Annotated in this window: 10 protein-coding genes and 1 riboswitch; of the genes, 2 read left to right on the plus strand and 8 right to left on the minus strand. The window is 33.3% G+C overall.

Annotation, left to right across the window (positions count from 1 at the left end; translation table 11 throughout):
• Window positions 1–23: 23 nt before the first annotated feature.
• From deoC to FH036_RS07440, 7 genes are all read right to left on the minus strand, one after another.
• Entirely contained in the window at window positions 24–695 is a 672-nt protein-coding gene (deoC, locus tag FH036_RS07410) for a deoxyribose-phosphate aldolase (protein ID WP_139895584.1), read from the minus strand.
• A 306-nt stretch (window positions 696–1001) separates the two neighbouring features.
• On the minus strand, window positions 1002–1952 hold the full coding sequence (locus FH036_RS07415; protein ID WP_000356563.1) for a DNA-binding transcriptional repressor DeoR: 951 nt from the start codon (window positions 1950–1952) through the stop codon (window positions 1002–1004).
• A gap of 356 nt (window positions 1953–2308) precedes the next feature.
• Window positions 2309–2935: a LysE family translocator gene (locus tag FH036_RS07420; protein WP_000433004.1), complete on the minus strand. Its 627-nt coding sequence runs from the start codon at window positions 2933–2935 to the stop codon at window positions 2309–2311.
• Window positions 2936–3097: 162 nt separating this feature from the next.
• Entirely contained in the window at window positions 3098–4177 is a 1080-nt protein-coding gene (gene nheC, locus FH036_RS07425; RefSeq protein ID WP_044790435.1) for a non-hemolytic enterotoxin NHE subunit C, read from the minus strand.
• 107 nt (window positions 4178–4284) lie between these two features.
• Window positions 4285–5493, minus strand: coding sequence for a non-hemolytic enterotoxin NHE subunit B (gene nheB / locus FH036_RS07430; RefSeq protein WP_000162993.1), 1209 nt, complete (start codon window positions 5491–5493; stop codon window positions 4285–4287).
• Between the two features lie 31 nt (window positions 5494–5524).
• Window positions 5525–6685: a non-hemolytic enterotoxin NHE subunit A gene (gene nheA / locus FH036_RS07435; RefSeq protein WP_044790436.1), complete on the minus strand. Its 1161-nt coding sequence runs from the start codon at window positions 6683–6685 to the stop codon at window positions 5525–5527.
• Between the two features lie 599 nt (window positions 6686–7284).
• Complete coding sequence (locus tag FH036_RS07440; protein ID WP_049111383.1) at window positions 7285–9111, minus strand: APC family permease; 1827 nt, start codon at window positions 9109–9111, stop codon at window positions 7285–7287.
• Between the two features lie 144 nt (window positions 9112–9255).
• Window positions 9256–9402, minus strand: a riboswitch (cyclic di-AMP (ydaO/yuaA leader).
• A gap of 139 nt (window positions 9403–9541) precedes the next feature.
• Here FH036_RS07440 and FH036_RS27370 point away from each other — a divergent pair.
• Window positions 9542–9670: a hypothetical protein gene (locus tag FH036_RS27370; protein ID WP_000031869.1), complete on the plus strand. Its 129-nt coding sequence runs from the start codon at window positions 9542–9544 to the stop codon at window positions 9668–9670.
• A gap of 55 nt (window positions 9671–9725) precedes the next feature.
• Here FH036_RS27370 and panE read toward each other — a convergent pair whose 3' ends face one another.
• Window positions 9726–10670 (minus strand): 2-dehydropantoate 2-reductase, encoded by a 945-nt coding sequence (panE, locus tag FH036_RS07445; protein ID WP_139895585.1) that lies wholly within the window; start codon window positions 10668–10670, stop codon window positions 9726–9728.
• 175 nt (window positions 10671–10845) lie between these two features.
• Here panE and FH036_RS07450 point away from each other — a divergent pair, with 175 nt between their 5' ends.
• Window positions 10846–12321, plus strand: a complete 1476-nt coding sequence (locus tag FH036_RS07450) for a hypothetical protein (RefSeq protein WP_139895586.1) — start codon at window positions 10846–10848, stop codon at window positions 12319–12321.
• Window positions 12322–12478 lie beyond the last annotated feature (157 nt).

Consider the following 12478-nt stretch of genomic DNA (forward strand, 5'->3'; position numbering starts at 1 on the left):
ATTGCTTTTGACTTCATTAATGATTAGTAGTTATCTGTAGCACCTTTTGCATCATTTAATACGATTGCAACACTAGCACTTGCTCCAACGCGAGAAGCTCCAGCAGCTACCATTTTTTCTGCATCTTCACGTGTACGAACGCCACCAGATGCTTTTACACCAACGTTTGGTCCAACTGTTTTACGCATTAATGCGATATCTTTAGCAGTTGCTCCGCCAGTTGAGAATCCAGTTGAAGTTTTTACGAAATCAGCACCAGCTTTTACTGATAATTCACAAGCGCGTACTTTCTCTTCATCTGTTAATAGGCAAGTTTCAATGATTACTTTTACAAGAGCTTTTCCTTTTGCTGCTTGTACTACTTCATAAATGTCTTTTTCAACAAGTTCGTCGTCGCCATCTTTTAAAGCGCCTACGTTGATTACCATGTCAACTTCAGTTGCACCTTTTTCGATAGCATCTTTTGTTTCGAAAGCTTTTGTTTCAGTAGTACTTGCGCCTAATGGGAAACCGATTACAGTACAAACATCTACATCATGTCCAGCTAATTCTTCAGCAGCTAGCTTTACCCATGTAGGATTAATACAAACAGAAGCGAATTTATATTCCTTTGCTTCTTCGATTACTTTCATAACATCTTCTTTAGTAGTATTAGCTTTTAAAATTGTATGGTCAATTAACTTTGCAATGTTCATTATCTTCACTCCTCATATCTTTTAACAACTTCATTCTAACTCTTAGTTGAACAAATGTAAATACACTTTTGAAATTTTGTTCATTCTTTTTGGAAAGGCATTTTTCTGTAGTAAGTAAAGCTTATTCTAACTAAGAAACACTTCCTATTTAAAATCAAAACTTTTATATTAACAATGGTAGTATGTATCTCAATATCCATAATTATTTAAAAAAAAGCAATTTGTATTCAAAAATAATCCCATAATTCATACATAACAAAATAAAAGGCTTTCTCAAGATTAATATCTTGAGAAAGCCTTTTATTTCTAATCTTCTTTTTGATAATGTAACAATTCTTTCGCCGTATGCTGATCGATAATTAATACATTTGCATATCCGCCACGTAACGCACCATCAATTGCTTTTATTTTTCTATTCCCACCTGCAACTAAAATAGAGCGTTTCTTTAATTTTAGTTCTTCTAACTCAATTCCGATGGTTCGCTTATTAATTTCTTCACTACTAATATTTCCGTCTCCATCAAAGAAACGTGAACAAATGTCACCGACCGATTGTTTTTTGAGTAAACTCGTTTCATCCTTATCGAAATAACCTAATCGGAATAATAGCGCTTCGTCTCGCACTGTTCCTACAGTGAAAATTGCAATATTCGCTTGTTTCCCCATTTCGATAATGTGATGAATATGTCGATCCTGCTCTACTAATTCTTTTGTCACTGCATTATCAAATATAACTGGAAGAGGTAGATTTCTTGGCGTCGTTTGAAAAGCATCTGCAAATAATGCAATGGTTTCATTTGCATATGTATTTACACTCGAATGGCTAATACCACCTTTTAGCTGGACAACTTCTACACCTTTTACATGTTGTGGTACGATTTTTCTAGCGATTTCATACATCGTCATTCCCCAGCTTACACCAACGATATCACCGTTTTTAACCGTCTTTTCCATATACTCAGCTGCATATTTACTTATATACTCTGTAATCGTTGCATATTCTGGCACTGGGGAAAATACAACATGTGCTTCTAACAAGTTATATTTTTCTTTCAGTAAATTACCGACATTATCTAAATCAGCGAATGGATCGGCTATACTAATTTGAACAAATCCTTTTTCTTTCGCGTACTTTAATAACCTGGAAATCGTCGGTCTTGAAATATTTAATTTGTTAGCAATTTCTTGCTGACTATAATCTGATTGATAATATAATCTTGCAACTTCAACACTTAATTGTTGTTTATCTTTATCCATAGTAACTCAATACAAATCCTTTCCTGTATTTCCTTTTCGTTACAAGCATTATACAGCTTTATGCAAGAAATTTCGACTACTGAATTTTATATACCTGAACTTCTACTCCGCTTAGTATATACAATGAAATTTAATCAATGGGGAGTTTGTCCCTCCCCTACTGATTATCATCCCTCACAAATTGGGCGTTTACGGACGACTTGTCTCCCATAATGTAGAATCTTTTTATTAAGCAAACAGGTCGGATTATTGAGAAACTCATTTTTAAAACTCAAATTAGTATGTAAGTGTGAAATAGTATTAGAATAAATAAGAGAAATAACCACTATTGATTATTTCTCTTTTCATATACATATTTATTTTTGGAAAAATAATCTAACCCCAAATACTAATAATACTGCGCCCGTAATACCCTCCATTATACGGTTCACTCGTTCTTTTCTTAAAAAAGTTCTTAATTGACGTATTAGCGAGATATAAAGCAAATACCATATTGCGGTCAAAGTCGTAAATGTGACTCCTAATAAAAGAAATTGGAGGAAATGATTTTGATTACTTACAATAAATTGAGGTAAAAAACTAAGGAAGAACACAGCAGTTTTTGGATTTAAAATTGCCGTAGTAAATCCTTGTCTAAAGCTTTTAATTGCCCCAATATTCTTAGAGTCCATTTCTATTGGACCTGACATATCTTCTTTTTTATGTAAGGCACTTTTAATTGACTTTACAGCTAAGTAAATTAAATAAAAAGCCCCAGCACATTTTATAAATGTAAATAACATAGCAAATTTCATTAGAATAGCAGAGAGTCCTAACGTAGCCATTATTGTATGAATCATCATTCCAGATATCGTTCCTAAAACTGTCTTTATCCCACCACTTTTACCATGCGAGATAGTATTTTTTGTAACTAGTGCAAAACCAGGACCAGGCATCATTATGATTAACATTGCTGTAAGGATAAATAATAGATAATTTTCCATGTTCTAGTATTTCCTTTCCAATTTTTAGTTTTGCTTACAGTATAGCTTTTTTCATTAAAACATTAAATATAAAAGACTTGATCAGAAATTTATATATCAAATTACAAGTCCACCTCTCACAAAAACAGGATAAAAAAGTAAACAGCAGAACTAGTCCACTGTTTACTTCGCTACGCCTTCATGTAATTTTTCTGTATAATCTTTTACGTCTTTCCAGCTATCTTTTGCTGTATGTAAATCTTCTTTTATAAACGTAAACTCTTCAGGAGTAATTCCTTTTACGTTTTGTAATAAGTTATTATATTTTGCCCCTACTGTATACCATTGATTTGATATGTTTTGCAGTGCTGTAATTGCTGCATCAATCGTTTCAGTCATATTTGTTGTTTTATTTTTTACATCTGTCAAAATTGCGACTTCTGCTTGCGCTCCAGAAATTCTATCTTTTAAATTAGCGATTTCTCGTTCTGCATTTGCGATATCTTTTTTCGCAACCGCAATCATCGGTCCGCCAGCAAGACATGTTATTAGAGCTACGCAAAGTACGCCACCAGCAATAACCATATCATTACTCTTTTTAATCGAATCGTTATATGTATTTATTTGTTGCTCTAGAGCTGGAATACCCGCATTCGTACTTGCCAATATCGCTGTTAACTGATTTGTATCCTCTTTGAAACTATTTGTATCTTTCGCCATTCTATCGCGAAAGGCTTTCAAATCTCCTAATAATACATCTACCTCATTTTGATTCTTTACAATATCCGCATACAATTTTTCTAAATCCGCTTTTAACTTTACGCTATCTTTTTGATCAATCGCAGTTAGCATGCTATTATAATACCCTTGAAAAGTATTATTGTAATTAATAATATTTTGATCCGTTTTCATAATTTGCGGCTTCATATGATCTAACCAATACGCCGCGTTAATTTTTGCATCTCGTTGGTGCTGAATCATATTTCCTTTAAACTCACTATTAATCGAACTTATTTTACTCAAATCCGTCTCTTGTTGATTTTGAATTAATCTTGCATATGAATCCATTGCAAACATGCTTGATGTCGTTTGTGCCATTACATCTTGGAATCCAGCTGGTCCAAGAGAATAGTTTTTCACATTTTCTTGTAGCACCTTTACATTTTGTTCTGCTGCAAAAGGATGTAAAGGAAATGCATTACTCGTTGCCACCCCAGCAATCATTAACGTTAAAAGACATTTTTTATAAAATCGTTTCTGCATACTTTTCACCTGTTTTCTTTATAAGGATATCAAAAGCTCCTGCTCACAACTGAACAGGAGCTTCAAATCATTCATCAACACTTAACGCCCTAACGATTCGTATTCGATTATGCTTTTTTCGTATCTACTACTTTAATATCTTCAGCATAAATTTTTTCTGCATAGTCTTTAATGTTTTTCCAGCTATCTTTCGCAATGTTTAAATCTTCTTTAATGAAAACAAGGTCATTCGGACTAATTGAATCTACATTTTGAAGTAAAGAATTGTATTTTGACCCCATTGTGTACCATTGGTTTGAAATGTTTTGCAACGCTGTAATTGCAGTATCAATTGTATTTGTTAAATACTCTGTTTGTGTTTTAATGTTTGTTAATCCTGCTACCTCTAATTGAGCAGTTGTAACTTGTCCTGTTATTTTTTGAATTTCAGCTTGTGCATTATCAAGCTCCTTTTTTGCTAATACGATTCCAGCTGTACCACCGCCTACAGCTGCTGTACCACCTGCAATTAACGCCACTCCTAACGGCGTTCCTGCACCTGTAGCAATAACTACTGCACCACCGATAATTGCAATTGGCCCTAGAGCTGTCGCAACTGATGAACCGATAATAATTGCATTATATTTACTAATTGCTTCATTGTACGTTGTAATTTGATTTTGCAATAGCGGAATTCCAGCGTCTTGACTAGCTAAAATAGATGTAATTTGATTTGCATCACCCTTAAAGTTTTGCGTATCCGACGTCATTTTATTTCGGAATTTCTTTAAGTCTTCTACTAACTGATCTACTTGCGCTTTATTTTCATTAATACTACTTGATAATCTAGTTAATCCTTTCGTAAGCGTCGCTTTATCTTTTGCATCAACCGCAGCAACTAAAGTATCATAATAGTTTTGGAATTTCGTATTGTAATTAATGATATTTTGATTCGTTGAAATAAGCTGTGGCTTTAATACATCTAACCATTGCTTCGCATTTCCTCTAGCTGTATCCTGGTGCTGAATCACTTTTCCTTTTAAAGCAGCATCAACAGACGATACATTTCCAAAGTTAACATTACCTTGTTTAATAATTGTTAAAGCGTACAGATCCATTACTAAAGCGTTTGAACCTGTTCTTTCCATTGCATCTTTTAGGCCTTCTGGTCCTAATGAGTATTCCTCATAGTCATTATAAGCTTTTGCTACCGCATGAACTGGAGCTTGTTTCACTGTACTTTCAGCTGCATACGTATGAGCTGGCATCATGTTTCCTGCTGCAAATACTGCCATAAGTGCTGATAGAGCCATTACTTTATAAGGTTTTTTTGTCATTTTTCTTCTCTCCCTATATCGTTACTTATTTTTAATGTACTTCAACGTTTGTAACGTAATCTTCAAATTGATTCGTTTGTTTATTCATTTCATCACTTACTTTTTTAATTTGGTTGAAATGTTTTTGTAGTAAACTACTATCTGTATATGTGCCTTCTTCAACATTTTTTTGAATTTGGATCATATTATTGTTTAAAACTTTCCAATCCGTTAACAACGTTTCTAATGTTGTAATTTGACGATCAATTAGTTCTGTAAAGCTACTTACTTGATCTTCAACGAATGTAATTTGAGTCGCCTCTGCTTCAGTTTGTGATAATTTTTGAATAAGTGGCAATAGCTCTTTTTGCTTTTGCTGAATGCGAAGAGCTGCTTCCCTCGTTTGACTATCGGCAGCATTTACAATTTCATTACTTAAAGTACCGATAGAAACGAAATCAATTGTTTTCGTTTGTGCAGTTTGATTTGTAATTGTAAATACTTGTTTACCGATATTAATAGAACCTTTAATAATTTCTTGAGGTCTATTCAATATAGTAGTTAGTTCAGCTTGAATTTCCCCTTGAATTCTTTTAATATCTTCTCTTAACTTCACAATATCTCCACTTGATCCTTGTAGTGTTTTTATTGCTTCATCAGCCTTTATCGATAAGTTATTACTATCTTTGTCTAATACTGTTTTAAATCGATTTAGCTCTAATAAATCTTGCTCCATACTCTCTTGTATGCTTTGTACTTGCAATTGTAATTTTCCATATGCGCCTGTAAAATCTGCTTTTGCCTGTTCATTTTCATTTACGTTTTCTGCTAGTTCATAGAGCTTACTATAATAGCTATTAAATCTAGTACTATACCTCATCATCTCTTGATTTAAGTCGATTAACTTCGGATTATATTCATCAATCCACTCTCTTACATTTGCCTTTGCAAATTTTTGATGATTCGTCAAACTACTCATCGCGTTCACCTTAATGTCTGGCTGTTGTAAAATAACTAATCCATATGCTTGTATAAGTGGTGATTGTGATCCTAACATTCTAATTGAATTCGATAATGTATTTGGAGCAATTACATTTTGTGCATATACTGTTTTCACTTCTGTTTGCCCCTCCTCAGCGTAAGCGCTTACAGGAATAAAACAACTCGTAGATACTGCTGTAACCAATAACCCTGTAATTAAAGTCTTTTTCACTTTAACTCCTCCTATGTATTAGCAACTATTACTATCGCATTTTATTATTCTATTTTCTTACCCATAATTTGAGATGGTTAAAATAGAGAACGTTCTCACCGCAATCCATGTATGAACCACCTCTCTCGTATTGCTACAGTACTTACTTATCGTCACAAAACATTTTATTATTTTTTCATATGTGATTAGTATGAATAACATTGTATAAAATTTCTATTTTATAGCAATTTCCACATTCACACAGTGAATATATTACATAAAAATATTATTCATATTAAACTAAATAACGTACGTAAATATGAAATTCCGTTTTGTTTTCATATAAGTTTTATACTGTAAGGTCATTTAAACACAGCTATTTATATAACGTAAAGAAGTATTTTCATTCCCTTTATTTTCAAGCTTTCATGTCTTTATTTTAAAATATAATCCACTTTACTTTTTCAATTGGAATATCCATATATCACAACAAAAACCTCTACTTACTCACAGATACAAAAATTATATCAATATATCTTTTGGATTCGTATGCAATTATGCATAGCGTATACACAAAAAGGATAGCTTCACTTTCGTAAAGCTATCCTTAAAAAACCTTCTTATTTTTTCAAATGATATGGTACTGTTGTAATAACAACATTTCTTTTATAGAGTAAATACGCACGAATGAGTAAACTAGACTGATTATGAAGAATGTTATGCCAACCTTTTTTCGGAATGAATTGTGGTATAACGACCGTAACTCGGTAATTTGATTCACTCGCTTTATACTGTACTGTATCAATGAACTTTGTTAGCGGTTGAATAATACTTCTATAATGAGAATGTAAAGTAACAAGCCTTACTTCAGGTTGCCACTTCTTCCATTTCTCTTCAAATTTCTTTTCCTCTTCCCTGTCAAAAGCGACATATACAGCAATAACTTGATCTGCAGAAAGAGACTTCGCATAGTTTAATGAATTCTCTACTACATGCGTCATACCAGCCACCGGAACGACAATTACATTCCCCTCAATTGGAATAAGAGGTTCGCAAGTTTTTAAGCTTAATTGATCACCCACTGCATCATAATGCTTCTTAATTCGATGGAATAAGAAGATAATAACTGGTAAGAAAATAAGAATTGACCAAACTTGTGCGAATTTAGTTAAAAAGAACATACTCATTACGATAAAACTAATGACTGCACCAATTAAATTGACCGTTAATCGTAAAGCCCATCCTTCCGGTTTTTCACGAAGCCATTTTAATACCATACCACTTTGAGAAAGGGTAAATGGAATAAATACGCCTACTGCATATAACGGGATTAAATGTTCCGTTTGTCCTTGGAAAGCTACAATTAAAATAATTGATGCAATTCCAAGTATAATAATACCATTTGAATAACCTAGACGGTCTCCTCTAATCGTAAACATTCTTGGTATAAATTTGTCTTTTGCAAGGTTAACTGCTAATAGTGGAAATGCAGAATAGCCTGTGTTAGCAGCAAGGATTAATATTAAAGCTGTTGTACCTTGTATAAAATAGTACATGAAATTACGTCCAAATGTTTGTTCAGCAATTTGTGAAACAACTGTTACTTCTTTACTTGGGGAAATTCCGTAATAATAAGCTAAGAACACAATTCCTGAAAATAAAACTGCAAGTAATGCACCCATTGCAAGTAATGTTTTCGCTGCATTGTTAGGTGCAGGATCTTTAAAGTTTGGAATTGCGTTTGAAATTGCTTCAACACCTGTTAAAGCAGAACTACCTGATGCAAATGCTCTTAGTAATAAAAATAAACTAATCCCTGCAACTGGTGTTCCAATCGGCGTGTGTAAAGTTGGTGACACGTGCCCCGTTAAAATATTGTATATCCCTACACCAATTAATATAAATAGTGCCAAAACGAATAAATAAACAGGATATGCTAAAACGGAAGCTGATTCCGTTACACCTCTTAAATTTAAGATGGTAATAAATATAACAAATATAATCGCAATGATTACATTATGTGCATGTAAACTAGGAAAAGCAGATGTGAGCGCATCTGTACCTGCAGACACACTTACTGCAACAGTTAAAATATAGTCAACTAATAAAGATCCTCCAGCAATTAAGCCTGGATTCATCCCTAAATTTTCTTTTGATACAACATACGCGCCCCCGCCATGCGGATAAGCAAAAATAATTTGACGATAAGATAAAATAAGGGCCGTCAATAATACTAATACCCCAACAGCGATCGGAATGGAATACCAATAAGCGATCGCTCCAACACCTGCTAAAGCAATTAAAATTTGCTCTGGACCGTAAGCAACTGATGACAATGCGTCAGAAGATAAAATAGCTAAAGCTTTCGTTTTATTAAGCTTCTGTTCTCCAAGCTCTGTTGATTTTAACGGTCTTCCAATTAAAAATCTTTTAATAGATGAAACCACTGCTGTCCACTCTCCAATAATTTTGTACGAACTTTTCTGCTAGTTATAGCGGATAAACGATTTCTTCAGAAAACAAAAAATGTCTACAAGCCATAACGAAATAGACTTGTAGACATTATTTTTTTTGTCGCACAAGCTCCACCTTCCTTCTCAATATAACGCTTACGAGGTTAGCTGTCGGATTCGGGCCCATGAGTAGCCCTACCTTTTTCAAGGATTCACCCCATTGGATTAAGAACTAATCCATAAGAACGGGTCCCCCGCACCATGCGGTTTCAGCGATTTAGAAAATTGAAACTGTGGATTATAATACTCCTTTATTTTCAAAATGTAAACAAAAATTTTTAAAAAGAAAAAATTAAAATGATTGCGCATAATCCGCCGGTAAATATACATAATGAATACTAAAAAATCAATAAAGGAGATCTATATGTCTAAAGAAAAGAAGCCTATTTTTTCCGATTCCTATTTAGATGCATTAGCAAATGAAATTAATCAATTATACGGTAAACGTGAACAGGAAATAAATTTGACAGATAGAACAAAAAGAAATAAATGATTTGTCATAAAAAAAGAAAGCAATACACTTATATATTGCTTTCTTTTTTATTTTTTCATACATCCAATTGTATTGCTGATTTGTTAAAGGTCATTTCTTCATACACTTTCAAATTTTGATATACTGCTCCTAATAATGGTGTTTCTATAGAAATTTGTTCTGCTATATCTAGTAAGTATCCTTGCAAGTGCTTCCCTTCAATAAGCGAACCTTTTTCCATATCACGCTGCATCGATGACTTCATATTATACGAAATTTTATCAATTGTTTTCATATGTTCCTCGGCAATATCATCTTTAATTGGCGCTTCCATAGATCTCATAATTTGTACACATTCTTCAAATAAGTTTTGGATAAAATCGCGTCCACCTTCGCTTTCACGAATCGGTCCTATCGGTGCCCGCATTAATGTCGTCACACCCGACATTACAGTAATAAATAAATATTTATGCCACATATCTTGCATAATGTTTTCACTTAAAACAAAACTAGATTTCGTACCTGCAAATGCTTTTGAAATATGCTTTATTCTCTCTGAATCTTGAGACTTCATTTCTCCAAACACAAGTCTGTTGGCAGCGCTAGTTTGTACAATTTCTCCTTGATCGTTTAAAGTCGTCTCGATAAAGCATAAACCGCCAATTACTTTTTCCTCACCGAATTCCTTTTGTAATAGTGATACATGAGCGATACCATTTAACAATGGAATAATCACAGTGTTTTCACCTACAAAAGGCTTCACATCTTGAATTGCCTCGTTTAAGTGATATGCTTTTGTTGAAAATAGAATCACATCAAATGGAGCAGTTTGATCTTCTTTCGTTATTAAATTTGGTTGAAAGGAAAAATCCCCGTTAACACTGCGGATTACAAGTCCTCTTTCCTCCAATTGTTTTTTCCTTTTACTGCGAACAAGAAACGTAACCTCTTCTCCCTTTTCTACTAAGCGACCTCCAAAAAAGCCTCCAACGCCACCAGCTCCTAATACTAAAATACGCATACAACATCCCCCTTTTCAAAATACAATTTTATAACATTCAGTATACATAACATTATACATGTCCCCTACTAAATAAGCTGAATTTTCATTCTTAATCAAGTATAAAACAGTGGTTATTTTCAAATGAATTTGGGCATGTTGTTTTTATAGCATATATGGAAAGGAAACAATGTAGATGGAGGCAATACAAGTAATTGAGGAAAAAGATGTAGCAACAGCTATATTTCAATTTATATTCCCGTTTTCGTTTAAAGCTGGATATGAACAAGAGATGTTCCCTTTCTTACAAAAAAATGATTTTCGCCCTTTTCGACTCGATCATCTTGAAAATGAAAATACATACTATGGAAAATTTCAAGTTTCACATCAAAATATGGAAGCATATTATCTTTCATTTACAAATAAAATTTTATTTCCTCATTCAGAGCATCAAAAGGGGTTACAGCGCTATTCTAAAGACCTTAACTTAACTGGACATTTAACAACAAATCTTATTTCCGTTCCATTCAACATTCATTCTATTGACGTAACACTTTGTCCTTATGAGCTTGGCTTCTTAACAATTCGGACAGAAGTAGAAACCGCTCCAAACATGACATTATCAGAAGCAATTGAATTTGCGGCCCGTTTCCGTGTACTTGAAACTAAAAATGATACAAACGAGACTATTTGTATTGAATGTAACGGAAAAAAGTATTCCCAAGTGGAAAGATTCATTTTTGGTTATTTATTTCATGGCGTAACAGATTTCTTTGAGAAGAAGAGATTAAGAAGTTCTTACTTTCAAACCTTTCCTTTCTTTGAAGATCAGCGAATGTACGTACAAACTTTATTATCTATAAAAGAAGATATGGAACTGAATGAAGTGGATGTTTATCGTACTTCTAGTCTTTCCGGGTTAACAAGTGATGGCAAGGCATATGTGAGTGCAAATAATCTGCCTTATATTCATGATTATTTAAAACAACACGCTTACCAAAGATGGGCTCCGAATCGCTATTTCATAATGGAAGAACATATATTCACATGTGTAACAAATGAAGGAGAACGCGAATTTACTAAACTTGCGAGTCAAATGTATGGGGAGTTTTATTACGCTTTATTGTTAAATCTATTTCATAAAATTGTTTTATTGAAAATGGCAAACGCTTATGCTGAATTAAACATAGAACAAGATACAAATGAAATAGAGAAATTAATTTATTCAATTAATTCGTTTACGGCGAATTACTTTTCTTTAGAGCTAGTATCCCAATCACAGAGTGAAGATATTTTCTTCCGCTTAAGAAAGCTTTTTAACATCGAGATACTATACTCGAATGCAAAACAAAATCTTGATAGTTTGTTTAAATATCAAGAAAATGTCGCCTCTAAAAAAGATAGCCTTTTATTATTAATTTTAACGCTCTACTCTGTAGTAGGCCAAATGTTAGGGTTTACTATGATTGATCTGTTAAGAAACACCGATTCAAACAAAATATCATCGCCACTTGAATTTTTCGCCCTTTTAATAGCAATTAGCGGCATCGTCATTTCACTTATTTTAGGTGCGCAAAGTTTATACCAATGGAGTCTACAACATAAACGAAGAAAAGCATGGGTAAAACAAACTGTACTTTCTGCTGTGAGAGAGAAAGACGAGGAGAAGTAAAGAAGGCTATTTTCAAATTACAAATACGCAGTGCACGTTTCAGTAAATGAAATTTTTATCGGCGATTTTTCGATTATATCGATGATGTATAAAAGTATGTGTAAACATTTTTAGGCAAAAAATAAGGCAAAGTACCCCCTAGGTTTATCCAGAACCT

This window comes from Bacillus sp. CD3-5 (assembly GCF_006349665.1).
Lineage (GTDB): Bacteria > Bacillota > Bacilli > Bacillales > Bacillaceae_G > Bacillus_A > Bacillus_A paranthracis.

Excerpts from the sequence above, each read along its gene's own strand:
- deoC (WP_139895584.1), bottom strand. The coding sequence starts at position 695 with ATGAACATTGCAAAGTTAATTGACCATACAATTTTAAAAGCTAATACT.
- FH036_RS07415 (WP_000356563.1), bottom strand. The coding sequence starts at position 1,952 with ATGGATAAAGATAAACAACAATTAAGTGTTGAAGTTGCAAGATTATAT.
- FH036_RS07420 (WP_000433004.1), bottom strand. The coding sequence starts at position 2,935 with ATGGAAAATTATCTATTATTTATCCTTACAGCAATGTTAATCATAATG.
- nheC (WP_044790435.1), bottom strand. The coding sequence starts at position 4,177 with ATGCAGAAACGATTTTATAAAAAATGTCTTTTAACGTTAATGATTGCT.
- nheB (WP_000162993.1), bottom strand. The coding sequence starts at position 5,493 with ATGACAAAAAAACCTTATAAAGTAATGGCTCTATCAGCACTTATGGCA.
- FH036_RS27370 (WP_000031869.1), top strand. The coding sequence starts at position 9,542 with ATGTCTAAAGAAAAGAAGCCTATTTTTTCCGATTCCTATTTAGATGCA.
- panE (WP_139895585.1), bottom strand. The coding sequence starts at position 10,670 with ATGCGTATTTTAGTATTAGGAGCTGGTGGCGTTGGAGGCTTTTTTGGA.
- FH036_RS07450 (WP_139895586.1), top strand. The coding sequence starts at position 10,846 with ATGGAGGCAATACAAGTAATTGAGGAAAAAGATGTAGCAACAGCTATA.